The organism is Phaeodactylibacter xiamenensis (assembly GCF_965229835.1).
GTDB lineage: Bacteria > Bacteroidota > Bacteroidia > Chitinophagales > Saprospiraceae > Phaeodactylibacter > Phaeodactylibacter xiamenensis.
In genome coordinates, this window is record NZ_OZ245931.1 from 7283240 (window position 1) to 7308907 (window position 25668).

Annotated in this window: 20 protein-coding genes and 1 pseudogene; 6 read left to right on the plus strand and 15 right to left on the minus strand. The window is 57.4% G+C overall.

What is annotated here, in order from left to right:
• The first annotated feature begins 296 nt into the window (after positions 1-296).
• Positions 297-767: a hypothetical protein gene (locus ACO08I_RS27965; RefSeq protein ID WP_421947780.1), complete on the plus strand. Its 471-nt coding sequence runs from the start codon at positions 297-299 to the stop codon at positions 765-767.
• Positions 768-854: 87 nt separating this feature from the next.
• Here ACO08I_RS27965 and ACO08I_RS27970 read toward each other — a convergent pair whose 3' ends face one another.
• Together ACO08I_RS27970 and ACO08I_RS27975 are read right to left on the minus strand one after the other, a co-directional pair.
• Positions 855-2225, minus strand: a complete 1371-nt coding sequence (locus ACO08I_RS27970; RefSeq protein WP_421947781.1) for a Gfo/Idh/MocA family protein — start codon at positions 2223-2225, stop codon at positions 855-857.
• A 2932-nt stretch (positions 2226-5157) separates the two neighbouring features.
• The gene (locus ACO08I_RS27975) at positions 5158-6342 is read right to left on the minus strand and encodes a VWA domain-containing protein (protein WP_421947782.1); all 1185 of its coding nucleotides are present in this window, start codon (positions 6340-6342) and stop codon (positions 5158-5160) included.
• Between the two features lie 307 nt (positions 6343-6649).
• On the opposite strand from ACO08I_RS27975, the gene ACO08I_RS27980 reads away from it, so the two are divergent.
• The 4 genes from ACO08I_RS27980 (at position 6650) to ACO08I_RS27995 (ending at position 10174) form a co-directional block, all read left to right on the plus strand.
• The gene (locus ACO08I_RS27980; RefSeq protein WP_282776846.1) at positions 6650-6922 is read left to right on the plus strand and encodes a hypothetical protein; all 273 of its coding nucleotides are present in this window, start codon (positions 6650-6652) and stop codon (positions 6920-6922) included.
• A 10-nt stretch (positions 6923-6932) separates the two neighbouring features.
• Complete coding sequence (locus ACO08I_RS27985) at positions 6933-7376, plus strand: type II toxin-antitoxin system VapC family toxin (protein WP_421947783.1); 444 nt, start codon at positions 6933-6935, stop codon at positions 7374-7376.
• Between the two features lie 153 nt (positions 7377-7529).
• Positions 7530-9425, plus strand: a complete 1896-nt coding sequence (locus tag ACO08I_RS27990; RefSeq protein ID WP_421947784.1) for a histidine kinase — start codon at positions 7530-7532, stop codon at positions 9423-9425.
• Positions 9422-10174 carry a LytR/AlgR family response regulator transcription factor gene (locus ACO08I_RS27995; protein ID WP_282776852.1) on the plus strand — a complete coding sequence of 251 codons (753 nt, stop codon included), beginning with the start codon at positions 9422-9424 and terminating at the stop codon, positions 10172-10174. Before ACO08I_RS27990 ends, ACO08I_RS27995 begins: the two co-directional genes overlap by 4 nt.
• Positions 10175-12725: 2551 nt before the next feature.
• Here the strand turns inward: ACO08I_RS27995 and ACO08I_RS28000 are convergent.
• The 13 genes and pseudogenes from ACO08I_RS28000 to ACO08I_RS28060 form a co-directional block, all read right to left on the minus strand.
• The gene (locus ACO08I_RS28000) at positions 12726-13790 is read right to left on the minus strand and encodes a mannose-1-phosphate guanylyltransferase (protein ID WP_421947785.1); all 1065 of its coding nucleotides are present in this window, start codon (positions 13788-13790) and stop codon (positions 12726-12728) included.
• A 1292-nt stretch (positions 13791-15082) separates the two neighbouring features.
• Entirely contained in the window at positions 15083-15607 is a 525-nt protein-coding gene (locus ACO08I_RS28005) for a hypothetical protein (RefSeq protein ID WP_421947786.1), read from the minus strand.
• Between the two features lie 230 nt (positions 15608-15837).
• Positions 15838-17439, minus strand: a complete 1602-nt coding sequence (locus ACO08I_RS28010) for a hypothetical protein (RefSeq protein ID WP_421947787.1) — start codon at positions 17437-17439, stop codon at positions 15838-15840.
• A gap of 186 nt (positions 17440-17625) precedes the next feature.
• Positions 17626-17766: a hypothetical protein gene (locus ACO08I_RS28015; RefSeq protein ID WP_421947788.1), complete on the minus strand. Its 141-nt coding sequence runs from the start codon at positions 17764-17766 to the stop codon at positions 17626-17628.
• Between the two features lie 719 nt (positions 17767-18485).
• Positions 18486-18920 (minus strand): DUF86 domain-containing protein, encoded by a 435-nt coding sequence (locus ACO08I_RS28020; RefSeq protein WP_421947789.1) that lies wholly within the window; start codon positions 18918-18920, stop codon positions 18486-18488.
• On the minus strand, positions 18913-19212 hold the full coding sequence (locus tag ACO08I_RS28025; protein ID WP_044224327.1) for a nucleotidyltransferase family protein: 300 nt from the start codon (positions 19210-19212) through the stop codon (positions 18913-18915). Before ACO08I_RS28025 ends, ACO08I_RS28020 begins: the two co-directional genes overlap by 8 nt.
• Positions 19213-19234: 22 nt before the next feature.
• The gene (locus tag ACO08I_RS28030) at positions 19235-19444 is read right to left on the minus strand and encodes a PIN domain-containing protein (protein ID WP_421947790.1); all 210 of its coding nucleotides are present in this window, start codon (positions 19442-19444) and stop codon (positions 19235-19237) included.
• Complete coding sequence (locus tag ACO08I_RS28035; protein ID WP_044224330.1) at positions 19441-19665, minus strand: hypothetical protein; 225 nt, start codon at positions 19663-19665, stop codon at positions 19441-19443. Before ACO08I_RS28035 ends, ACO08I_RS28030 begins: the two co-directional genes overlap by 4 nt.
• Before the next feature lie 317 nt (positions 19666-19982).
• The gene (locus ACO08I_RS28040; protein ID WP_421947791.1) at positions 19983-20105 is read right to left on the minus strand and encodes a hypothetical protein; all 123 of its coding nucleotides are present in this window, start codon (positions 20103-20105) and stop codon (positions 19983-19985) included.
• Positions 20106-20949: 844 nt separating this feature from the next.
• Positions 20950-21378, minus strand: a pseudogene (locus tag ACO08I_RS28045) (putative toxin-antitoxin system toxin component, PIN family).
• Positions 21359-21577: a hypothetical protein gene (locus ACO08I_RS28050; protein WP_350178116.1), complete on the minus strand. Its 219-nt coding sequence runs from the start codon at positions 21575-21577 to the stop codon at positions 21359-21361. The pseudogene ACO08I_RS28045 and the gene ACO08I_RS28050 overlap by 20 nt, the downstream one beginning before the upstream one ends.
• Positions 21578-24300: 2723 nt before the next feature.
• Positions 24301-24696, minus strand: coding sequence for a hypothetical protein (locus ACO08I_RS28055; protein WP_421947792.1), 396 nt, complete (start codon positions 24694-24696; stop codon positions 24301-24303).
• Between the two features lie 6 nt (positions 24697-24702).
• Positions 24703-25047, minus strand: coding sequence for a hypothetical protein (locus tag ACO08I_RS28060; RefSeq protein ID WP_421947793.1), 345 nt, complete (start codon positions 25045-25047; stop codon positions 24703-24705).
• A gap of 242 nt (positions 25048-25289) precedes the next feature.
• Here ACO08I_RS28060 and ACO08I_RS28065 point away from each other — a divergent pair, with 242 nt between their 5' ends.
• Positions 25290-25493: a helix-turn-helix domain-containing protein gene (locus ACO08I_RS28065; protein WP_421947794.1), complete on the plus strand. Its 204-nt coding sequence runs from the start codon at positions 25290-25292 to the stop codon at positions 25491-25493.
• Positions 25494-25668: the final 175 nt, after the last annotated feature.

Consider the following 25668-nt stretch of genomic DNA (forward strand, 5'->3'; position numbering starts at 1 on the left):
TCGGTGGGTCGTCAGGAGGCGGTCGCAAAGCGGCCGTGGCACTGGGTGACGCAGGCTGGTGCTCAACCTCAACCTCAACCTTAGCCTTGGTGGGCGAGCGGTGCCGGTCGAGGTGTCTTCCGGGCTGGGTCTGCCGGGGCTGTGGCTTGGCGCAAATCTAGCATTTTCTTTTCCTGGATGAAAAGAAACAAAAATCACGGCTGTGCATCGTTCTTAACGGGAAAATCGCGAAGGAGCGGCTCGTGCCTACAAACTCGCCTTGGTGCAGGGCGGGTTAAGGGTGCGTGGTGAATAGCATGATGCTGGTTTTTCAGGTGATTGGGCGTTTGGGCTCAAACAGTGTATCCACGTCACTGCGTGAACGCCGCTCCTCCGCGATTTTCCCTAAACGCTGCAATGCCGGGGACCAGGCGGCGTCTTCGGAGCTTGGTCTGCCGGGGCGGGGTCTTGGGGCGAGCAGTGCCGGTCGAGGCGTCTTCCTGGGTTGGTCTGCCAGGCGTTGGCTTGGGGGCGAGCAGTGCCGGTCGGTGTGTCTACGGGTTTTTACATTTCGTACCTACGGCACGAGTCGTTGGCTAGTCTTGGAGGTTACCTACATTTTGCCCCTATGGGGCATTGGCGATGGTTGGTCTTCAGGAGGCGGTCGCAAAGCGGGCGTGGCCCTGGAGGACGGAGGCTGGTTCTTCTCCGTCCGACGTAGCTTTAGCGGAGTCGGAAACCTTAACCTTAGCCTCAACCTTAGCCTTGGCGGGCTTGCCTGGTGCTGAACCTCAACCTGAACCTCGTCCCGGACTGCTCCGGGACCAACCTGAACCCCGGCTGGGCCCGGGCTGCCCTGGCAATGATGCACCCCATTATCCCACCTGCCCAAACCGGTTCTCCCAAACCATCCACCGGCCCCGGGTGAAGTCGGGCACCGGCTGCGGCTGACTGCCGGAGGCCACGGACTGCTCCGAAAGGGGAGTGATGGCCAGCCAGGTGGCGGCATCGTACACATCGATAGGTGGTGGGGTGTTATTTCGGGCGCTGAGGACGAAATCATTGACCAGGAACCAGTCCATGCCGCCATGGCCGGCGCCTTCGGCATCATTGGCGTGCTTTTGCCAGAGCGGGTGGTCGTACTTTTTCAGGTAGCTTGCTGCCGGTTCCCACTGATGGCCGGGGCTTATACCTTCGAGGTAGATGGAATCATTGACATCCATCCATAAGCCTTTGGTGCCCTGTACCCGGAAGCCCAGAGAGTAGGGGCGGGGCAGATTGGTATCGTGGCTGATGATGATGCTTTCGCCCTTGGCGGTTTTGACAACGGTGGTGATAATGTCACCGAGCTCAAACCGCACACTGGCATTCGGGTGATCGGGCCCGCCCTTGGGGTGGTTAACGATGTACTCGTGCAGCCCCCGTGACTTGGTGGACGTGGAAGTCAGGTACAACAGCCGGTTGCCACGGTTGATGTTGATGTACTGGGCGACCGGGCCAATGCCATGGGTGGGGTAGAGGTCACCATTGCGGTGGACGGAGTGGCGGGTGCGCCAGCGGGCTTCACTGAAGGCTTTTTCTCCAAATTCCACGCCGCTGTTGTAGGCGGTCTCTCCGTCGTTGAACTTCACTCCGCGCAGGTCATGCTGATAGCCGCACTCCAGGTGTACGAGTTCTCCGAAGAGGTCCTGGCGCACCATATTCAGCACTGCCATCACATCGCGGCGGTAGCAGACGTTTTCCAGAAAAAAGAGGGGCGTACCGGTTGCTTCGTGCGTATTGACCAGTTGCCAGCATTCGTCGATGGAGAAGGCACCGCTGACTTCCATTCCTACGTACTTTCCGGCCTGCATGGCGGCAACGGCCTGTGGGGTATGCCAGCGCCAGGGAGTGGCGATGAGGACGGCATCTACGGTATCATCTTCGAGCAGTTCGAGGTAAGCCTGTTCTCCCTTGTACACCTTTGGAGCTTTGATGTCGTGCTTTTTGAAGAGGTCGAGGGTACGCTTTATCATCCGGTCGTCGATATCGCAGATGGCGGTTACGGTGCTGTCGCTGCGGCGCAGGAGGAGGTCGATATGGGATTGCCCGCGCAGCCCGCTGCCGATGATGCCGACGCGCAGGAGGTCACGCTCTTTTTGGGGAAGGGGCGCAAAGCCGGGTGCGGTGAGGGGTAATCCGGCCAGGCCGGCGCTGGCGAGGGTGGACTTTTGGAGGAAGTCGCGGCGGTTGAGTTTGTCGCTCATGGCAATGTGGGTTGGTTTTTGGCAAGGTAGGGAATTTTTGGTGTTGTGGGGTTTGGGTTGTTAGGTTTTATGGGGTTTGAAGTGCTGGCCTTGGTTTTTTGCGGTGGTTGGGGGAAATGTACCCATACGGGCTTTGCTACGCTTAGAAACAGCAAAATTCTTAATGTAACCCATACGGCCTTCGGAAATGCTCTGCCCGCTGAAGTAGATACGAAGGAGGGTAAAAGTGGCGAGCGTTGCCGTGGGTTCAGTCCCGGGCTACCAGCCTTCGCTTAGGGCTTCGGCTAGCGGGGCGCGGAGTGCTGTTAGGGTATACTTTGAGCGTTGGCTGCTCCGGTGCCTGGCTTTTCCTGGGGAAGGTTGAGGTTGGTCTTTGGCGAGGTCTCTGCGAGGTTGAGGTTGAGGGCCGGGCGATGGCTTCCTGGACCGACCGTAGACGGTCTCCTGCCGGGGGGCGTTGCTGGGTCTGCCGGGTGCGGTGTCTTGGGGCGAGCAGTGCCGGTCGGTGGGTCGTCAGGAGGCGGTCGCAAAGCGGCCGTGCCCCTGGGTGACGCCGCCTGGTCCTTAACCTTAACCTTAACCTCGGCGGGGCAGCTCCTGGCTTTTCCTGGGGGAGGTTGAGGTTGGTCTTTGGCGGGGTCTCTGCGAGGTTGAGGTTGAGAGTCAGGCGATGGCTTCCAGGTCCGACCGTAGACGGTCTCCTGCCTGGGAGCGAGGGTTGGTCTTCGGGGCTGGGTCTGCCGGGGCGGTGGCTTGGGGTAAATCTGGCATTTTCTTTTCCTGGATGAACCTGCCTTCCCATAACTTGTCCGTATGGACGGGCCAGTCCATACGGATAAGTCCCTACGAATGGATACTGGCGCTTAAGCTACGGCAGGCGGAGGAAATAAAAATTCCCGGTTATACCGGGACATCGTTCTTATACTGACGATTAAGTGGTTTGCCACAGCAAACCTACTCAATGCATGCCCGTGTTCCGTTGCCTTTGGGCTTTGATCACCTTAAAGGCAGGAGGGTCAGCATTTACGCTGGGAAGTGGCTTGCTCCTGTCCTGACAAGCTATGCTTCGTCAGTGGCCGATGTCGCAAGCCACTTCGTATTGCGTATAACGGGAAAATCGCGAAGGAGCGGCTCGTGCCTACAAACTCGCCTTGATGCGGGGTGGGTTAAGGGGGCGCAGGGAATAGCTTGATGTCGGGTTTTCAGGTTGTGTGGGCGTATTGGCTCAAACAATGTATCCGCGCCACTGCGTGGCCGTCGTCTGCCTGCGATTTTCCCTAAACGCTGCAATGCCGGGGGCCGGGCGGGGTCTTCCTGGCGGGGTCTTGGGGCGAGCAGTGCCGGTCGCTTGGTCTGCCGGGAGGCGGTCGCAAAGCGGCCGTGCCCCTGGGTGACACAGCCTGGTCCTCAACCTCAACCTCAACCTTAGCCTTAGCCTTGGCGGGGTCTGCCGGGGCGGGGTCTTGGGGCGAGCGTTGCCGGTCGGTTGGTCTCGGAGTGCCGGTCGCTTGGTCTGCCGGGAGGCGGTCGCAAAGCGGCCGTGCCCCTGGGTGACACAGCCTGGTCCTTAACCTTAGCCTCAACCTCAGCTGGGGCGGTGCCGGGCTTTTCCTGGGGGAGGTTGAGGTTGGTCTTTGGCGGGGTCGGAACCGAGGATGAGGTTGAGGGCCGGGCGGGGTCTTCCTGGCCGTGTCTTGGGGAGAGCGTTGCCGGTCGGTGTGTCTCTGGGTTTTCACATTTCGTACCTACGGCACGAGTCGTTGGCTATGCTTGGAGGTTACCGACATTTTGCCCCTATGGGGCATTGGCTGTGGTTGGTCTGCCGGGGCGGTGGCTTGGGGCGAGCGTTGCCGGTCGGTTGGTCTCGGAGTGCCGGTCGCTTGGTCTGCCGGGAGGCGGTCGCAAAGCGGCCGTGCCCCTGGGTGACACAGCCTGGTCCTTAACCTTAGCCTCAACCTCAGCTGGGGCAGTGCCGGGCTTTTCCTGGGGGAGGTTGAGGTTGGTCTTTGGCGGGGTCGGAACCGAGGATGAGGTTGAGGGCCGGGCGGGGTCTTCCTGGCCGTGTCTTGGGGAGAGCGTTGCCGGTCGGTGTGTCTCTGGGTTTTCACATTTCGTACCTACGGCACGAGTCGTTGGCTATGCTTGGAGGTTACCGACATTTTGCCCCTATGGGGCATTGGCTGTGGTTGGTCTGCCGGGGCGGGGTCTTGGGGCGAGCGTTGCCGGTCGGTTGGTCTCGGAGTGCCGGTCGCTTGGTCTGCCGGGAGGCGGTCGCAAAGCGGCCGTGCCCCTGGGTGACACAGCCTGGTCCTTAACCTTAGCCTCAACCTCAGCTGGGGCGGTGCCGGGCTTTTCCTGGGGGAGGTTGAGGTTGGTCTTTGGCGGGGTCGGAACCGAGGATGAGGTTGAGGGCCGGGCGGGGTCTTCCTGGCCGTGTCTTGGGGAGAGCGTTGCCGGTCGGTGTGTCTCTGGGTTTTCACATTTCGTACCTACGGCACGAGTCGTTGGCTATGCTTGGAGGTTACCGACATTTTGCCCCTATGGGGCATTGGCTGTGGTTGGTCTGCCGGGTGCGGTGTCTTGGGGTGAGCAGTGCCGGTCGGTTGGTCTCGGAGTGCCGGTCGCTTGGTCTGCCGGGAGGCGGTCGCAAAGCGGCCGTGCCCCTGGGTGACACAGCCTGGTCCTCAACCTCAACCTCAACCTTAGCCTTGGCGGGGTCTGCCGGGGCGGGGTCTTGGGGCGAGCGTTGCCGGTCGGTGGGTCTCGGAGTGCCGGTCGCTTGGTCTGCCGGGAGGCGGTCGCAAAGCGGCCGTGCCCCTGGGTGACACAGCCTGGTCCTCAACCTCAACCTCAACCTTAGCCTTGGCGGGGTCTGCCGGGGCCCTGCCCCGGCTGCAACCTTAGCCCAGCCGGGGCGGCCCTGCCCTCGTTTTTATTTCGTCGTAAAGCCTTTCTGTGCTGCCTGCGCCCGAATGGCTTGCAGGACGGAGGCTTCCAGGTTGGAGTCCGCTTCCTGTCCGGCTTTTTGGCGCTGGGCATCGATATAGGCCTGCCGCTCCTGGCTGATGTCCCGGATTTGAGCTTGTACTGCTGCCCGCTGCTGTTCCAGGTTTTTCAGCTTGGCTTTGATTTCGGCTTCTGAAAGGCCGTTGAGTGCTTCCGGCAGTGCTTCGGCTTCCTCCAGAACGGCTTCGTCTTCCTGATAGGCATCCACCAGGTCCCAGGAAGTATTCTTATAGCTGGAAGAAGCCTTGAAGGTGGCGCGGTTGGCGGCATTAGACAGGCCGTACTGCCCGGCGTTCTGGTCCTGAGCGATTTGCAGTTCCCGCTTGGCCTGCCCCTGTTGCCCAAAAGGGAGGTAGGTCTGGTTGAGGGAGTCATTGAGCTGCTGCAGACGGGCATCGTAGGGCGTCTCAATGTAGGTGGTGACCTCGTTCTGGTTGATGCAGTTGTAGTGCCCGCCGGTCCGCGTTGCGCCGTCTTTCCACTGAAGTTCAATGCCCTGGTTGCAGTCGCCGCAGAAAATGGTATTCACAATCACGTCCTTTTCCAGTGCATCTGTACAGGCGGAAGGGTAAGGGTAGGCGCCCTGATTGAACCCTTCGTTACCGGCTATGAAGATCATCCGGACAGCTTTTTCGTGCCTGCTCCAGCCTAAGTTGCTCAGCGACTTTTGGATCACCGTGCCGCAGTACTCCTGCCCGCCGTTGGTCGTCAGCTGGAATAGGGCATCAGAAACCTCGTCCATATCGCTGGTGAAAGGCAGGACCTGCCGGACATGGCCTGAAACTGCAGGAAGCCTGTCATTGCCATACTCGTACAGCGCCATCTCCAGTTTTGGCGCTTTGCCGTCCTTGCGGGTTTGGCTCAGGGTGACCAGGATGCTCCAGAGCTGGGATTTGGCCTGTTCGATGAGCCCATCCATGGAGTTGCTGGTGTCTAAAAGCAGGGCGACCTGCATGCGCTGTGGCCCGTCGTCCGGGGGAGCCACTGCCGTTTGGGTTTCCGGCAAACCGGATACCAGCCAATGCGCCGCTGCCCGGAAGTGGAAAAGGGCAAGCCCGGCGATCAGGAAACTTAGTGTCAGCAAGCGTGGGGAAATGCGGAATGTTTTCATATCGTATTGTTTTTCCTCAATATTCCGGCAAAAAAACAAGAGAAAAAACCACCACTTGGTCAACGGCCCGTTTGGCTTTGGGAAGGCGACGCCCGGCTTTAGGAAGGCCGTTTAATACTCAAATCTTCCCGAATTGCGTTAGTTGGAGAAAGCTTATCTTTGTTCAGGAAGGTGTGAATGGGATATAGGTTGTGGGTGAGTAAATGCAATCGGGAATCAATTGATTTTGACTTTTGTTGATAATCAAGACATAGAATTGTAAGAACCGATAATTAAGCGTAACTTATTGATTGATAAAAAATGAGGTATGACCGTTGAAACAAAGAAATACAAATTGATTGAAAAAATCACAAGTCTTCAAGACGAAGAGGTCTTGAATAAATTAGAGTTGCTGTTAAAGGAGTATTCCAGTGGAAATGCTATCCTTATGGAAATTGTAAAACCAATGAGGGAGGAGTTAGATATTGAACAATTGAAGTTAGAACAAAACTATAAAGGTTTCAATAAAGAAGAAGTAGATCAGTTGATAAAGGAAATAGATATTCAGGAGCCAATAGAGGATTTACTTAGAATGGTTTAAGTCTTGTTTGATGAACTATTTCTTTGATACAAACGCCATCCTAATTTACCTAAGGGATCATGTTCAAAAGGATTGGTTAGATAAGAATTATGATCCTTTGGGAGACGATAATACAGCTATGATATCTGTAGTTGTTTTGGGTGAATTGGAGTCTTTATATCTGAGAAATAATTGGGGGCGAAGACGAATAGAAAGCTTACGAATATTTCTCAGGAAATTTTTGATAACAGATATCAATTCACGAGATATTATAAGAAGATATGGCGAAATTGATGCATTTAGCCAGGGAAAATTGAAAGAGAAACGATTAGGAGACTCTTCAAGAAATATGGGTAAGAATGACTTATGGATTGCTGCAACGGCATCTGTAACTAACTCCAGATTGATTTCTTCAGACAAGGACTTTAATCATTTAAAAGGGGAATATCTGGATTTGCTTTTGATTGAAATTTAACGTGAGGTTTGTAAAAAGTTCTTGTTTTAATGCTGCTTTTGATTAGACCCTCATCAAATATACAAAAAGAGATAGCTTCAGATCCCAGATTGATTTTGTGAAAAATCCGAAATGATCACTAAAATAATCCATTCTGCTGTTACCAAAATCTGCTTGGACCTTTTAGTGATCCTATCAGCGATTTTCATCCTTTCGGTCAACGCAACCGCCCAGTCCGGCAGCCTGAGCCGTAGCAAAACCCGCAGTGATTCCACCTATCTGGAAAAGGCCACGGCCCGCCGGTACACAGACCCACAGGAAGCCATCCGCCTGCTCAACCGCAGCCTGCAGGAAAGCCTGGGCACGCAGGACTACCGGCAGAGCGCCCGGGCCTATGTGCTCCTGGGGCAGATTTACGAAGATATCGGGCAGGCCTCCCTGGCCCTCAACCGTTATCAGCAGGCGATGCCGCTTTGGAATATGCTGGCCAATCCCCCCGAACAGGCGGCCAACCGAAACCGGCTGGGGCGCCTGCAGCTGGCAACGGGGCAGTACGATGCGGCGCGAACGAGCTTTCAGCAGTGCCTGGACCTGCCCGCCGGAGAAGCCATTCACCTGCAATGCCGGGAAGGGCTGGCAGATGTCAAGCGGGCTGCCGGTGCCTTTGAGGAGAGCGAAGCCCTTTACAATACCGTCAATCAGGAACTGGTGGTGCGTCAGGACAGCATCGGTATGGCGCGGGTGTCGGCTAAGCGGTCGCGCAACTTTCTGGACAATGCCGGCGATTTGACCAATGCCCGGGCCTCTTACAACACCTCCATTCAGCAGTTGCCCGAACAGGTGCCGGACTATGAGGATTACCAGTATATCGAGGAGGCTAAGACCGCTCTGGACGAAGCCGTGGAGGACAAGGCCGAACAAAAAAAGCTGGCGCAAAGCACCCTTTCAGAACAGCAAAAGCGGTCTCTGCCCCCTGAGGTGAAGCTCCGGGAGCAGCTGCAACTGGCCAACCTGGAACTGGAGGAAGGCGATTTGGAAGCCGCTGCGGAGGTGCTCGAAGCATCCGATGAACTGATGACACCTGCCGTTGACCCCTCCCGGGCGGCAGAGGTGCACAAATTCCGGTCGGAAGTCAAGCTCAAACAGGGCGATTACCAAAGTGCAGTAGCGGCCTATCAGGAATACGTCGAAGCCAATGAGCGTAACCTGGCGCTTCAGCAAAAAGCCCTGAAGCAGCAGATCGCCATCGTGCAGGAACAGGGGGAAGTCGACCTCTTTATGAAGGATTTTCTGTTGCGGCAGACCGAACAAAACCTGCTGCGCAATCAGTTACAGGCCCAACGCTGGATCATCGGTTTGCTGGTGTTGCTGCTGCTGGCGGTGGGCATCGGCTTTGGCATGGTGCGCAAGCAGGAAAAGGAGCGCCGAAAAGCCTATCAGTTGCTGGGGCTGAAGTCGCTGCGCACCCAAATGAACCCCCATTTCATCTTCAATGCCCTCAACAGCATCAACAACTATATTGCGCAACAAGACGAGCGGGCTGCCAATAAGTACCTGTCAGATTTCTCCCGCCTGATGCGGATGGTCCTGGAGTACAGCCAAAAGGACTTCATCCCCTTTGAGGAAGAGCTGCGTCTGCTGAAGTTGTACCTCAAGCTGGAGCACGCCCGTTTTGGTGAGCAATTTGAGTACGAGATTGAGGAAGCGCCCGGGCTGAATACTTCCGAAGTGGAAATTCCGCCCATGCTCCTTCAGCCTTTTGTGGAGAATGCCATCTGGCACGGGCTCCGCTACAAATCCGGCAAAGGGCACCTCCGGCTGTCCATCCGTCCGGGCGCCGGGCAACGACTTTGGATTGAAATCGCTGACAACGGGATTGGCCGTGCGCGTTCCCGATCGGTGAAGACGAAGCGGCAGGCCCAATACCAAAGCACCGGCCTGAGTAATACCCAGCAGCGTATGGCCCTGCTCAATACCCTCTACGATAAGCAGTACGAGCTGTCGATTACCGACCTGCAGCCCGGGGAGGAAGACCCCGGCACTTTGGTCACCTTAAGCCTGCCCCTATGACCGATCTCATTTCCGCACTGATTGTTGATGATGAAAAAGACAGCCGCGAGAGCCTGCAAAGTTACCTGGGCAAGTATTGTCCGGAGGTCAGAGTGGTGGGCACCTGCCCGGATATTCAGTCGGCTGCCGAGGCTATTGAGGCCCATCAGCCACAACTGGTCTTTCTGGATATCGAAATGCCTTACGGCAATGCTTTTGACTTGCTGGATCAGCTGGAGTCCATTGATTTTGAAATCGTTTTTGTCACGGCTTACAGTCAGTACGCCATTCCTGCCCTCAATCTCAGCGCGGCCTACTACCTGCTCAAGCCGATTGATATTGATGAGCTGATTGCAGCTGTGGCTAAGGTGCGTGCTCAGCTGCAGGAGCAGGACCGCCTGGTCCGGGCTGCGGTGCTCCGGGAGCATTTGCAGGGCCGCCCGCACCGCCTTGTCCTGCCGCTGATTGATGGCTTTGAGGTGGTGGAGGCAGCTGACATCCTCTACTGCGAGGCGGCGGACAACTTCACCCGCTTTTACCTGAGTTCGGGGGCTCAGCATCTGATCTGCCGCAAGCTGAAGTTCTACGAGGGGTTGCTGGAGGCGCAGGGTTTTTGCCGTATTCACCGGTCTACGCTGGTGAATTTATCGTTTGTGCAGCGGTACATCAAGGGGAAGGGGGGCACGGTGGTGTTGAAGAATGGGAAGGAGTTGTCGGTGGCGCAGTCTAAGAAAGGGGTGTTCTTGGAGCGGTTGGGGGGTGGGGTTTAGGCTGAAGTGAACAAGGATAAAGTGTGCGTGGCTGCGGCTGGGAGAAGGTTAAAGGTTAAAGTGGCTGGGCAGTTAGGGTATACTTGAGCGTTGGCGGCTCCGGTGCCGGGCTTTTCCTGGGGGAGGTTGAGGTTGGTCTTTGGCGGGGTCTCTGCGAGGTTGAGGTTGAGGGCCGGGTGATGGCTTCCTGGACCGACCGTAGACGGTCTCCTGCCTGGGGGCGAGGGTTGGTCTTCCGGGCGGGGTCTTCCGGGGCGGTGGCTTGGGGCGAGCGTTGCCGGTCGGTGGGTCGTCAGGAGGCGGTCGCAAAGCGGACGTGGCTTTGGGTGACGCCGCCTGGTCCTTAACCTTAACCTTAACCTCAACCTCGGCGGGGCAGTGCCGGGCTTTTCCTGGGGGAGGTTGAGGTTGGTCTTTGGCGAGGTCTCTGCGAGGTTGAGGTTGAGGGCCGGGTGATGGCTTCCTGGACCGACCGTAGACGGTCTCCTGCCTGGGGGCGAGGGTTGGTCTTCCGGGCGGGGTCTTCCGGGGCGGTGGCTTGGGGCGAGCGTTGCCGGTCGGTGTGCCGTCAGGAGGCGGTCGCAAAGCGGCCGTGCCCCTGGGTGACGCCGCCTGGTCCTTAACCTTAACCTCAACCTCGGCGGGGCAGTGCCGGGCTTTTCCTGGGGGAGGTTGAGGTTGGTCTTTGGCGAGGTCTCTGCGAGGTTGAGGTTGAGGGCCGGGCGATGGCTTCCTGGACCGACCGTAGACGGTCTCCTGCCTGGGGGCGAGGGTTGGTCTTCCGGGCGGGGTCTGCCGGGGCGGTGGCTTGGGGCGAGCGTTGCCGGTCGGTGTGCCGTCAGGAGGCGGTCGCAAAGCGGCCGTGCCTCTGGGTGACGCCGCCTGGTCCTTAACCTTAACCTCAACCTCGGCGGGGCAGTGCCGGGCTTTTCCTGGGGGAGGTTGAGGTTGGTCTTTGGCGAGGTCTCTGCGAGGTTGAGGTTGAGGGCCGGGCGATGGCTTCCTGGACCGACCGTAGACGGTCTCCTGCCTGGGGGCGAGGGTTGGTCTTCGGGGCGGGGTCTGCCGGGGCGGTGGCTTGGGGCGAGCGTTGCCGGTCGGTGGGTCGTCAGGAGGCGGTCGCAAAGCGGCCGTGGCACTGGGTGACGCAGGCTGGTGCTCAACCTCAACCTCAACCTCGGCGGGGCAGTGCCGGGCTTTTCCTGGGGGAGGTTGAGGTTGGTCTTTGGCGAGGTCTCTGCGAGGTTGAGGTTGAGGGCCGGGCGATGGCTTCCTGGACCGACCGTAGACGGTCTCCTGCCTGGGGGCGAGGGTTGGTCTTCGGGGCGGGGTCTGCCGGGGCGGTGGCTTGGGGCGAGCGTTGCCGGTCGGTGTGCCGTCAGGAGGCGGTCGCAAAGCGGCCGTGCCCCTGGGTGACGCCGCCTGGTCCTTCTCCGTCCGACGTAGCTTTAGCGGAGTCGGAAACCTCAACCTCAACCTTAGCCTTGGTGGGCGAGCGGTGCCGGTCGAGGTGTCTTCCGGGCTGGGTCTGCCGGGGCGGTGGCTTGGCGCAAATCTAGCATTTTCTTTTCCTGGATGAAAAGAAACAAAAATCACGGCTCTGCATCGTTCTTAACGGGAAAATCGCAGGCAGACGACTCGCGCCTACAAACTCGCCTTGGTGCGTGGTGGGTTAAGGGGGCGTGGGGAATAGCTTGATGTCGGGTTTTCAGGTTATGGTTCGTATTGGCTCAAACAGTGTATCCGCGCCACTGGGTGGCCGTCGTCTGCCTGCGATTTTCCCTAAACGCTGCAATGCCGGGGGCCAGGCTGGGTCTTCGGGGCGGGGTCTTCCGGGGCGGTGGCTTGGGGCGAGCGTTGCCGGTCGGTGTGCCGTCAGGAGGCGGTCGCAAAGCGGCCGTGCCCCTGGGTGACGCCGCCTGGTCCTTAACCTTAACCTCAACCTCGGCGGGGCAGTGCCGGGCTTTTCCTGGGGGAGGTTGAGGTTGGTCTTTGGCGGGGTCTCTGCGAGGTTGAGGTTGAGGGCCGGGCGATGGCTTCCTGGACCGACCGTAGACGGTCTCCTGCCTGGGGGCGAGGGTTGGTCTTCGGGGCGGGGTCTGCCGGGGCGGTGGCTTGGGGCGAGCGTTGCCGGTCGGTGTGCCGTCAGGAGGCGGTCGCAAAGCGGCCGTGCCCCTGGGTGACGCCGCCTGGTCCTTAACCTTAACCTCAACCTCGGCGGGGCAGTGCCGGGCTTTTCCTGGGGGAGGTTGAGGTTGGTCTGTGGCGGGGTCGGAGCCGAGGTTGAGGTTGAGGACCGGGCGATGGCTTCCTGGACCGACCGTAGACGGTCTCCTGCCTGGGGGCGAGGGTTGGTCTTCCGGGCGGGGTCTTCCGGGGCGGTGGCTTGGGGCGAGCGTTGCCGGTCGGTGTGCCGTCAGGAGGCGGTCGCAAAGCGGCCGTGCCCCTGGGTGACGCAGGCTGGTTCTCAACCTTAACCTTAGCCTCAACCTTGGCAGGGCTGCCCCCTGGGCCAACCTCAGCCTCCCCTGGCCGCCCTGCGCACCCAGCCCTACTTGTCCACCAAATGCTTAATCTCCTGCTCTCTGGACTTGGGCCAGATGAGGAGGACATCGCCTTCGTCAACCACGATGTAGTCGTCCAGGCCGCCGATGACGAGGCGCTTGCCTTTGGGGGCGCGCACGAGGGTGTTTTGGGTGTCGATGAGCTGTATGGGGCTGCCTTGTACGACATTGCCTTGATCGTCTTTGGGGCTTTCGGCGTGGAGGGAGGCCCAGGTGCCGAGGTCTGACCAGCCGAAGTCGCTGGGGATGGTGAAGACGTTGCCGGCTTTTTCCATAATGGCGTAGTCTACGGAGATGGAGGGGGTGGTGGGGTAGGCCTCATCGATGAAGGCCTGCTCCTGTGGGGTGTTGTAGTGGGGGGCGCCGGCGCCGAGGATGCGGTGGATCTCGGGGGCGTTTTCGGCGAAAGCTTTGAGTAGGCTGCTGACGCGCCAGACAAAGATGCCGGCATTCCAGAGGTAGTTGCCGCTATCGAGGTATTGTTGGGCAGTGGGGCGGTCGGGCTTTTCGCGGAAGGCTTTGACGGATTTGGGCTGGTTGCTGTCGCCGGGGGCTTTGGGGTCGATTTCGATGTAGCCGTAGCCGGTATCGGGGCGGGTGGGGGTGATGCCGAGGGTGAGCAGGGCGTCGTTGGCAGCGGTGAAGGCGAGCCCTTGCTGCAGGGTTTCCACGAAAGTGTCTTCTTTGAGGATGACGTGGTCGCTGGGGGCGACGACGAGGTTGGCGTCCGGGTTGAGGGCCTGCAGCTTGAAGGCGGTGTAGGCGATGCAGGGGGCGGTGTTGTTGCGGGAGGGCTCGGTGAGGATCTGATTATCGGTGAGCTCCGGCAGGTGTTCTTTGACGAGCCCGGCGTATTGCTTGTTGGTGACGATAAAGATGTTGGAGGCGGGGCAGAGCTTCAGGAAGCGCTCGAAGGTGAGGCGGATGAGGGACTTGCCGACGCCGAGGATGTCGAGGAATTGCTTGGGGCGTTCTTCCCGGCTGGCGGGCCAGAAGCGGCTGCCGATGCCGCCTGCCATGATGGCTACGTAGGTGTTGCTGTTGTTGGGCATACGTTTTTGTTTTGTGGGGATGAGTTAATGGGGGTGTTGTGGTGGTTTGTTTTGTTGGTGGGGCGAATATAAGGGTTTTTGGGTTTTTGGGGTGGGTCTGGGGTGGGTCTTGGGGGGTAAAGGTTTAAGTTTAGAGTTTAAAGTTTAGGGGGGCGAGCGGTGCCGTTGGTTCAGTCCTGGGCTACCAGCCTTCGCCTGGGGCTTCGGCGGGTGGGGCGCGGAGTGCCGTTAGGGTATACTTTGAGGGTTGGCTGCTCTGGTGCCGGGCTTTTCCTGGGGGAGGTTGAGGTTGGTCTTTGGCGGGGTCTCTGCGAGGATGAGGTTGAGGGCCGGGCGATGGCTTCCTGGACCGACCGTAGACGGTCTCCTGCCTGGGAGCGAGGGTTGGTCTTCCGGGCTGGGTCTGCCGGGGCGGTGGCTTGTGCGCAAATATTACATTTTCTTTTCCTGGATGAACCTGCCTTCCCATAACTTGTCCGTATGGACGGGCCAGTCCAGACGGATGGATATTGGCGCTCAGCTACGTCAGCCGGAGAAGGTTGAGGGCATGGCTACGGCTGCTTGGGTCGACCGTTTGCGGTCTCATGCCGGGGAGCGAGGGTTGGTCTTCTTGGGTGGGTCTGCCGGGGCGGGAGCTTGGGGGCAAATATTACATTTTCTTTTCCTGGATGAAAAGAAACAAAAGATTCCCGGTTATACCGGGACATCGTTCTTAACGGGAAAATCGCGAAGGAGCGGCTCGTGCCTACAAACTCGCCTTGGTGCAGGGCGGGTTAAGGGTGCGTGGTGAATAGCATGATGCTGGTTTTTCAGGTGATTGGGCGTTTGGGCTCAAACAGTGTATCTACGTCACTGCGTGAACGCCGCTCCTCCGCGATTTTCCCTAAACGCTGCAATGCCGGGGGCCGGGCGGGGTCTTCGGAGCTTGGTCTGCCGGGGCGGGGTCTTGGGGCGGGCAGTGCCGGTCGGTGGTTCCGGGGTCGCTTTGCTGTTAATGAAGGTTTCTTTCCAAGATGGGAAATGGGGTGAAAACGGGTAATTGGGTTTTGGTGCGGGCGGTTCTTCCCCTTTAGGGGATTGAGGGGCAGCGTGGGCAGTTACTTTCGAGCGTTGCCGGTCGGTGTGGCTTGGGCGCAAATATTACATTTTCTTTTCCTGGATGAAAAGAAACAAAAATCACGGCTCTGCATCGTTCTTAACGGGAAAATCGCAGGCAGACGACTCGCGCCTACAAACTCGCCTTGGTGCGTGGTGGGAAAATGGGGCGTGGGGAATTGCATGATGCTGGTTTTTCAGGTGATTGGGCGTTTGGGCTCAAACAGTGTATCCACGTCACTGCGTGGCCGTCGTCTGCCTGCGATTTTCCCTAAACGCTGCAATGCCGGGGACCAGGCGGCGTCTTCGGAGCTTGGTCTGCCGGGGCGGGGTCTTGGGGCGAGCGTTGCCGGTCGGTGGGTCGTCAGGAGGCGGTCGCAAAGCGGCCGTGCCCTTGGGTGACGCAGGCTGGTGCTTAACCTTAACCTTAACCTTAACCTCAACCTCGGCGGGGCAGTGCCGGGCTTTTCCTGGGGGAGGTTGAGGTTGGTCTTTGGCGAGGTCTCTGCGAGGTTGAGGTTGAGGGCCGGGCGATGGCTTCCTGGACCGACCGTAGACGGTCTCCTGCCTGGGGGCGAGGGTTGGTCTTCCGGGCGGGGTCTTCCGGGGCGGTGGCTTGGGGCGAGCAGTGCCGGTCGAGGCGTCTTCCGGGCTGGGTCTGCCGGGGCGGTGCCTTGGGGCGAGCGTTGCCGGTCGGTGGGCCTGCCGGGAGGCGGTCGCAAAGCGGCCGTGGCCTTGGAGGACGCTGGCTGGTCCTTCTCCGTCCGACGTAGCTTTAGCGGAGTCGGAAACCTTAACCTCAACCTCAACCTTAGCCTTAGCCTAGGCAGGGCCTGCCCGGGGCCTCCTCAAGACCCAGGCAGGGCTTGCCCGGGGCCTTCCCAAGACCTAGGTAGGGCTTGCCCGGGGCCTTCCCAAGACCTAGGTAGGGCCTGCCCGGGGCCTCCCGGCCTTAAAAGTCCTGATAAGAAGTGTAGAGGTTGGTGCGCAGGCCGAAGTACGCCCAGCGGCTGTCGGGGAAGCCGCCGACTTCGCTGGTCTCGGTGCGGGACTGATAGCCGGCGTGGACTTCGAGGTTGTAAAGGGGGTTGATGGTGAAGGCGGCCTCAGCGCGCAGGTAGGTGAGGTCGCCGAGGTTGCCTTGTACGGCGAAGACGCCGGTGTCGGCGGAGCGGATGTCGAAGGACTTGAAGATGTCGCCGCCCCAGTTTTCGCCGGGGGCATCGCGGCCGGTACGGCCCTGGTGGTAGGCGGCCAGGAAGCTCCAGCGGCCAATACGGTAGTGGGCACGGACGAGCATTTCCTCAAAATTGGCGCCCCAGGGGTGGGCGAGGGGCTGCTGATAGTGGCCCCAGTTGGTGAGGATCTCCCGGTGGGCGTAGATGTGGGGGCGGGCGATGTTGTACTCGGCGCGGAGGAAGAGGTTGCGGATGCCAAAGGCGTCGCCCCATTTCAGCCCGGCCTGCCAGGCCATCATGTTGAGCCAGCTGCCTTCGCTCCAGTTGAAGACGGCGGAGGAGGTGAACTCGTCCATCGCCATTTGGCCGTAAGCCAGTATGCCATTCTTAAAGTGGTAGGAAGCCTGAAGGCCCATGAGGGTGTTGCCGCCGGCGAAGCCTTGTGCGTATTCCACGGGGCGGTAAAGGATCACGGGGTTGAGGAAGCTGGGGTCGAAGCCGTAGCGGTTGAGCTCGTCGCCCCACATGATGCCTTCGAAGAGCCCGAGGTTGAAGCGCTTGCCGATATTGGCGCTTAGGTAGTGCATGGACATATACTTCTTGGCGAAGATGTTGCCGACCATCACGCTGTCGCGGAGGTCGTTCATAATGGCCCAGGTGTTGACGTAGCGGAATTTCCAGAAGGTGGTCTCGATGCGGAAGTAGGGGTAGTTGACGCCGTTGTCGGACATCAGCAGGGAGCGGTAGCCTTCGCCTATGAACTGCTTGCCGTGGCCGAGGCGGAAGTGGAAGTTGGGGGTGGGCGTGTAGGCGACTTCCCCGGCGGCGTAGGCGTAGTCGCGGGCGTTTTCCCCAAAATTTTTGGAGAGCCAGTAGCCGGGCACTACGCCCCGGTTTTGGCGCACGAAGGCCTGTACGTGCATGGGCAGGCGGGCCTGGGTTTCCACCAAAGTGGTATAGGCGGAGACTTTGCCGAGCTGCAGTTCGAGGCGGGCGCCGCGGCTGTTGCGGTAGGTGTAGTCGAAGTCGCCTTCGCTGTCCTGCCCGCCGCGGAAGTATACCACGGGGTTGAGGGTGAAGTAGTGGTCTTTGCCCCGGGAGTGGATGAAGTCTTCGTACAGGGCTTTGCGTTCTACCCAGTCCCAGAGCCCGCCTTTTTTGACGATGGTGTCGGGCAGGAGGTCGCCTTTGCGGCTGTAGGGGTCTACTTCATCGCGCCGCCAGGGGCGGATGGCGGTGTGGAGCTGATGGGTGTCGCGGAGGAGGGCGTTTTCGTGCCAGTAGCGTTCCTGGGGGTTGAGCTGGAGGAGCTGGTATTGGGCGTAGGTGAGGGTGGGGAGGAGGAGCAGGAGGTATAGTAGGATGTGGGCTTTCATTGCTTTGAGTGGTTTTGGGGGTGAAGGTAGGGGTTTTTTGGGTTTTGGTTTGGTCTTGGGGTGGGTCTTGAGAGGTAAAGGTTTAAGTTTAGAGTTTAGAGTTTAGGGGGGCGAGCGTTGCCGTTGGTTCAGTCCTGGGCTACCAGCCTTCGCCTGGAGCTTCGGCGGGCGGGGCGCGGCGTGCCGTTAGGTATACTTTGAGGGTTGGCTGCTCTGGTGCCGGGCTTTTCCTGGGGGAGGTTGAGGTTGGTCTTTGGCGGGGTCGGAACCGAGGTTGAGGTTGAGGGCATGGCTACGGCTGCTTGGGTCGACCGTTTGCGGTCTCATGCCGGGGAGCCGGGGTTGGTCTTCTGTGCGGGGTCTGCCGGGGGTATGGCTTGGGGGGCGAGCGTTGCCGGTGGGTGAGGCTGTCTCGCCCAGCGCTCTCGCTGTCCGACGTAGTTTTATACGCCACTACTGGCCCGTCCATACGGACAAGTTATGGGGAGTCGGTCCTTTCGCCGGGCGTGCTCGTTGGGGTGGTCCTGGAATACTAGCGTTGCCGGTCGGTGGGTTTCCGGGCGTTCACATTTCGTACCTACGGCACGAGTCGTTGGCTAGTCTTGGAGGTTACCTACATTTTGCCCCTATGGGGCATTGGCTGTGGTTTGGAACTGCAAAACAGAGAAATGTACCCATACGGGCCTTGCTGCGCTTCGGAAATGTAAAACTGAAAAATGTAAAAGTGGCGAGCGTTGTCGTTGGTGCAGTCTTGGGGCGAGCGTTGCTGGTCGGTGTGGCGCTATTTTTTGTGACGGAAAAGTTAGAATCTCCACCCCCGACCCCCGCCAGGATGGGAATGGTTTTGTGTTGTTTATTGGTGTATAGCGGGGACACGAGCGTTGCCGATTGGTAGGTCTTGGGATTCGAGCATTGCCGGTCGGTGTGGCAGGCACGCCCGGCGCACTCGCTGTCCGACGTAGTTTGAAACGCCAGTATACATCCATACGGACAAGTCCGTACGGATAAATTATGGGGAGTCGGTCCCTTCGCCGGGTGGCTTACTCCTATTCTTCTTCATCAATCAAATATTTTAGGTGTCTGTATTGATTCGAATTTACTGTTTTTATCAGAAGTGCGCTCTCAAACGATACTTTGTCAAGCATCTTCACGAGTTCTGATTTCAATTTGGGTAAATAATTCTTGATGATATCAAATGAGATATTTGGGTCTATGCTTCTGTAATCGTGGGCAATCCTGTTCCTCAATTTTGATATTTCGGGCCAAGGTATACCCTTATGTTCTTCTTTTAGGTTATTGTCTATTTTCTTAACTTCTTCGCCAATTACCAATAGAAGTATTTGGCTGGCATTGAAATTCATTTGTTCATTTGCCTCAAAGAAACGATCTGGGTCTTCAAAAGATTCGGTGTATAAAAATATCTTCTCGATTGACTCGAGGATCGTCGTCATTATGTATGTAAAATTCTTCTTCTCATACATAAATCACCGTTTTGTCGATTTCATCCTCAATAATTGGGTTGACATATTCGTGGTTGACCAAATCTATCGTCTCAACTTCTAATAATTCTTTGATGTATTCTTCCAATTCATAGCTCTCTTTAAAGCCTAACCTTATACCCTCTTTGAGATCATAAATCAAATCTATATCGCTCTCATTGTGAAAAGTATTGGTCGAGTAACTTCCAAAAAGACCTATTCGGGATATGTTAAACCTTTTCTCCAAGGTCTCCCTGTTCTCTCTTATTTTATTGATTATCTGGTTCCTATCCATTTGGTTCTAGTCTTTTGGAGAACTATAAAATCTTTAAAAGATATTCTAACGTTTCTTCCTCTGATGCTTTTGATTTCTTAAGTATTCTTTCTTTATGCTTAAATATTTCACCTATCAAAAAATTGGGAGCGTAATACTTATCCTGGCTATTCAGAATTTTATCTCGGGTTAATGAACGCTGCACCCTAAGGGCTGAAAATACAATATTTGAATCGACGATTACTTTTCTCATTGTTCCGATTTGGGGATAAACCTATCTTTATTTGATTGCCACCAGTCACCTTTGATCTCTTCTCCCAAATCTTCTATTTCCTTTCCAAAATTAACTTTATCAGCTAAAGCTTCCAGTCTTAGGTTCTCGAGAAACTGGAGTAAAGCGTCTTTGTTTATTGATTTTTTGTCAATGCTAATTATAAATCGGTCTTCTGAAGAATCAAGTGTTACCGTTTTCATATCTCTGGTTTTGATCAAAATTACTTCTTTTAAACAAGTTTCTGATTCTTTTGGTTTCTGAATATAATATTAAGGATTTTTAGTTATGTGTTGCATTTGTTGTAACGATGTTTATCCGATAGGGCTCAAACAGTGTATCCGCGCCACTGGGTGACCGTCGTCTGCCTGCGATTTTCCCTAAACGCTGCAAGGCCGGGGACCAGGCGGGGTCTTCGGGGCGAGCAGTGCCGGTCGGTTGGTCTTCAGGAGGTGGTCTCAAAGCGGGCGTGCCCTTGGGGGGCGGCGCCTGGTGCTCAACCTTAACCTTAGCCTCAACCTCAGCTGGGGCGGTGCCTGGCTTTTCCTGGGGAAGGTTGAGGTTGGTCTTTGGCGGGGTCGGAACCGAGGTTGAGGTTGAGGGCATGGCTACGGCTGCTTGGGTCGACCGTTTGCGGTCTCATGCCGGGGAGCGAGGGTTGGTCTTCCGGGCTAGGTCTGCCGGGGCGGTGGCTTGGCGCAAATCTAGCATTTTCTTTTCCTGGATGAAAAGAAACAAAAATCACGGCTGTGCATCGTTCTTAACGGGAAAATCGCGAAGGAGCGGCTCGTGCCTACAAACTCGCCTTGGTGCAGGGCGGGTTTAGGGTACGTGGTGAATAGCATGATGCTGGTTTTTCAGGTGATTGGGCGTTTGGGCTCAAACAGTGTATCCACGTCACTGCGTGAACGCCGCTCCTCCGCGATTTTCCCTAAACGCTGCAATGCCGGGGACCAGGCGGCGTCTTCGGAGCTTGGTCTGCCGGGGCGGTGGCTTGGGGCGGGCAGTGCCGGTCGAGGCGTCTTCCTGGGTTGGTCTGCCGGGGCGGTGGCTTGGGGGCTAGCGGTGCCGGTCGGTGAGGCTTGGGAAATCGGAACGCCGGGGGCTCTCCCTTCCCCCGGCGTTCTGTAAGCAGTGCCCAGCTGTGTGGCCTTGGCGTTCACATTTCGTACCTACGGCACGAGGCTACGGGCGGTCTTGGGTGTTACCGACATTTTGCCCCTATGGGGCATGGGCTGTGGTTGGTCTCCTTGGGTTGGTCTGCCGGGGCGGTGGCTTGGGGCGAGCGTTGCCGGTCGGTGGGGCGTCAGGAGGCGGTCGCAAAGCGGCCGTGCCCTTGGAGGACGGAGGTTGGTCCTGAACCTTAACCTTAACCTTAACCTTAGCCTAAACCTTAGCCTTGGCGGGGTCTGCCGGGGCGGTGGCTTGGGGGCGCGCAGTGCCGTTGGTGCAGTCCTGAAGGGTGAGCGTAGGAGTAAAAACGTAGTTTATTCCGGCAGGTCAATAGAGGTGAGGAATTCTGAATAGGTAAGAATAGGCGTGTGACCAAATTTTTGCAGAACCAGTAAGTCTTGGTCGCCTGTAATAAGGGAGTCTGCCTGACTGTCCTTTGCTAATGCCAAAAGAAAGTTGTCTTTAGGGTCTCTGCACACTTCTACAATGGAAAAAACTGAGGCGATACGGCCGTAGCTTTAGAATGTGCGTAGCAAGGCTTCAATATCTGGCCCGGAAAAGTACTTTTGAAACTTTGGACGACGTACGACTATCAAAAACTCCTCTAAAAGCTGTTCGCTGAAAATCAGCCGTACTTTCCCTTCGATAAGCAGTTGGTCCAAATGGGCAAGGCTATTCGAAATGAGGTGGCTGATCCATAGATTAGTATCGAGTATTGTATTTTTAGGAGCTGCTTTTTCCATGCTGTTCTGCTCTAACGGCTTCTACTTCAGCCCTGATTTCATCATCAGACAGTGGGGAGGTGGCAGCTCGTTCCCGGACACGCTGTAAGGCATCCCGGAAATCTGAACTGGGGTTTTCCTGAATACGGATAAGGTTAAGTTTTACCAGTTCGTCCAGTAAGCTTCTTGCTCTGGGGTCTATTAATTCTATGGTTAACATGCTTTTTTCGTTTTAATGTACAAAGAAAATACTTTCAAAGCGAAATTTGTTTGGTGGTCGGTGCTGTGGGGGCGGTCTTGAGGGGGTAAAGGTTTAAGTGTAGCGTCCAGAGTTTAAAGTTTAGAGGGGCGAGCAGTGCCGTTGGTTCAGTCCTGGGCTACCAGCCTTCGCCTGGAGCTTCGGTGGGCGGGGCGCGGAGTGCCGTTAGGATATACTTTGAGCCCTGGCTGCTCTGGGGAGTATGCCCTAACTTGCGGGTGGGTGATTTTAAAACTAAAGAAGGGTGCGACGCTCTACGAGGTCGTAAAACGGGGATGAGGTCGGGGGTGAGTAATCTTCGACACTCTACGAGGTCGGTTGGCTGGGCGTTAGGGTATACTTTGAGCGTTGGCTGCTCCGGTGCCTGGCTTTTCCTGGGGAAGGTTGAGGTTGGTCTTTGGCGGGGTCGGTGCCGAGGTTGCTGACTCCGCTCAGCTACGTCAGCCGGAGAAGGTTGAGGGCATGGCTACGGCTGCTTGGGTCGACCGTTTGCGGTCTCCTGCCTGGGAGCGAGGGTTGGTCTTCCGGGCTGGGTCTGCCGGGGCGGTGGCTTGGCGCAAATCTGGCATTTTCTTTTCCTGGATGAACTTGCCTTCCCATAACTTGTCCGTATGGACGGGCCAGTCCATACGGATAAATCCCTACGGATAAGTCCCTACGAATGGATACTGGCGCTTAAGCTACGGCAGGCGGAGGAAACAAAAATTCCCGGTTATACCGGGACATCGTTCTTAACGGGAAAATCGCGAAGGAGCGGCTCGTGCCTACAAACTCGCCTTGATGCGGGGTGGGTTAAGGGGGCGCAGGGAATAGCTTGATGTCGGGTTTTCAGGTTATGGTTCGTATTGGCTCAAACAATGTATCCGCGCCACTGCGTGGCCGTCGTCTGCCTGCGATTTTCCCTAAACGCTGCAAGGCCGGGGGCCGGGCGGGGTCTTCGGGGCTGGGTCTGCCGGGGCGGTGGCTTGGGGCGAGCGTTGCCGGTCGGTGGGTCGTCAGGAGGCGGTCGCAAAGCGGCCGTGGCACTGGGTGACGCAGGCTGGTGCTCAACCTCAACCTTAGCCTTGGTGGGCGAGCGGTGCCGGTCGAGGTGTCTTCCGGGCTTGGTCTGCCGGGGGCGGTGGCTTGGCGCAAATCTAGCATTTTCTTTTCCTGGATGAAAAGAAACAAAAATCACGGCTCTGCATCGTTCTTAACGGGAAAATCGCAGACAGCCGACTCGCGCCTACAAACTCGCCTTGGTGCGTGGTGGGTTAAGGGGGCGCAGGGAATAGCTTGATGTCGGGTTTTCAGGTTATGGTTCGTATTGGCTCAAACAATGTATCCGCGCCACTGTGTGGCCGTCGTCTGCCTGCGATTTTCCCTAAACGCTGCAAGGCCGGGGACCAGGCGGGGTCTTCCTGGGTTGGTCTGCCGGGGCGGTGGCTTGGGGGCGAGCAGTGCCGGTCGAGGCGTCTTCCGGGCTTGGTCTGCCGGGGCAGTGGCTAGGCGCAAATATTACATTTTCTTTTCCTGGATGAAAAGAAACAAAAATCACGGCTCTGCATCGTTCTTAACGGGAAAATCGCAGACAGCCGACTCGCGCCTACAAACTCGCCTTGGTGCGTGGTGGGTTAAGGGGATGCAGGGAATAGCTTGGTGTTGGGTTTTCAAGTTGGTGGGGCGTATTGGCTCAAACAATGTATCCGCGCCACTGCGTGGCCGTCGTCTGCCTGCGATTTTCCCTAAACGCTGCAAGGCCGGGGGCCGGGCGGGGTCTTCGGGGCGGGGTCTGCCGGGGCGGGGTCTTGGGGCGAGCGTTGCCGGTCGGTTGGTCTCGGAGTGCCGGTCGCTTGGTCTGCCGGGAGGCGGTCGCAAAGCGGCCGTGCCCCTGGGTGACACAGCCTGGTCCTCAACCTCAACCTCAACCTTAGCCTTAGCCTTGGCGGGGTCTGCCGGGGCGGGGTCTTGGGGCGAGCGTTGCCGGACGGTTGGTCTCGGAGTGCCGGTCGCTTGGTCTGCCAGGAGGCGGTCGCAAAGCGGCCGTGCCCCTGGGTGACACAGCCTGGTCCTCAACCTCAACCTCAACCTTAGCCTTGGCGGGGTCTGCCGGGGCGGGGTCTTGGGGCGAGCGTTGCCGGTCGGTTGGTCTCGGAGTGCCGGTCGCTGGGTCTGCCGGGAGGCGGTCGCAAAGCGGCCGTGGCCTTGGAGGACGGAGGCAGGTCCTTCTCCGTCCGACGTAGCTTTAGCGGAGTCGGAAACCTTAACCTTAACCTTAGCCTAAACCTTAGCCTTGGCGGGGTCTGCCGGGGCGGTGGCTTGGGGCGAGCGTTGCCGGTCGGTTGGTCTCGGAGTGCCGGTCGCTTGGTCTGCCGGGAGGCGGTCGCAAAGCGGCCGTGCCCCTGGGTGACACAGCCTGGTCCTCAACCTCAACCTCAACCTCAACCTTAGCCTTGGCGGGGTCTGCCGGGGCGGTGGCTTGGGGCGAGCGTTGCCGGTCGGTTGGTCTCGGAGTGCCGGTCGCAAAGCGGACGTGGCACTGGGGGACGCTGGCTGGTGCTTAACCGTCCGACGTAGCTTTAGCGCCAATATCCATCCGTATGGACAAGTTATGGGGAGTCGGAAACCTCAACCTGCTGGTAGACGTTGTAGTCGGATAGGAAGTTGGGAAATAAGGGGTTTATAAGAGTCGCCATTTCCTCGCTTTAATTTTGGGTAGGCGTAGAAGCTGAAAACCATGCCTTCATTGCTTCTATAGCTTGCCCTTCAGTCTTTTCTGTAAGGATGAGGCTGATGACGAGCTCCGTGAAATGGGTGCCATCTGCCCATTCCGTTTCGTTTTTCCAGGTGACGAAGCTGTCCTTTGGGGATGGTGGGTGCTGTATGATACGCACTGCCCGCCCGGTGCGGGGGACAAAGGCATTAAAGATAGGATTGCCATCCCGCATGGGGGTGCCATCGCCAAATTGGTTTTTGATGTAAGGCGACCAGTTAAAGCCTTGCTGTGCCATCAGGCCACTGAATAGTGCCGTCCAATGCTCGGTGGTGGCGGCGTACTCCTGTTCATCTTTCAGGAAATCGGGATATAAGATATTGCTCATGATGAATTATTGGATGATTGCCCAAAGTATAATAGCTAACACGACACAGACGAAAGCGGTTCCGCCCAGTACTTCCACATCAACCCGGATGTCGCTGCCGGGGTCCTGGAAGGACTTGCCGTAATGGGCATGAAGCCCGCCGGTTTCTTCCGCCCGGTCGATCAGGTCTTCCAGTTTTTCCAGGTGGTGTTTCCGCTCCCGGCGTTCTTTTTTCGATAGTTTGGCTTTGAGCTGCTGTAGCAGGGTACGGCCTTTTTTTGCAGTCAGTGGCTCGTCTTGCGACCAGCTTTCGCTGGCTTCCAGGCCGCCGCCCTGGGCTTGTATGCGACCTCGGTGTGCTTTTCTCGGCATGAGAAAGAGTTTTGCTGTCCCAACTTTGCACAAGGCTTCGTTGGGCAGTGGTTCGAAAATGGTCGCAAGTGTGGGTTTGAAATTGGATGACAGACCGCTCTGTGTTGAGCTTTTTTGGGCCTGACAAGGGCAAATATACAAACTTGTTACATTTCGTGCAACTATTTTAAAGTTTCATGTATTTTTTAAATTTTCTTCTCTCATGCTATGCCGTAATTTTGTCAGGAATCATAAATCAGGTAATGCGGCGGTACAACAGGATTAAGGCGGTATTGGCAGACAAGCAAAAGTCTAGCAAGTGGTTAGCGGAGGAGGTGGGGCGGAGCCGTGCTACAGTCTCGCGTTGGTGCTCCAATCACGTACAGCCGCCATTGGAGGTATTGTACGAGGTGGCGGATGCCCTGGAGGTGGATGTCCGGGAGTTGCTGGTGCCTAATAGGAAGTAAGGGGCTTTTCCTGGGGGAGGTTGAGGTTGGTCTGTGGCGGGGTCTTCCAGGGTGGGTCTGCGGGTGCGGTGGCTAGGCGCAAATCTGGCATTTTCTTTTCCTGGATGAAAAGAAACAAAAATCACGGCTGTGCATCGTTCTTAACGCGGATTGAACTGCGAAAAACCTAAACTGC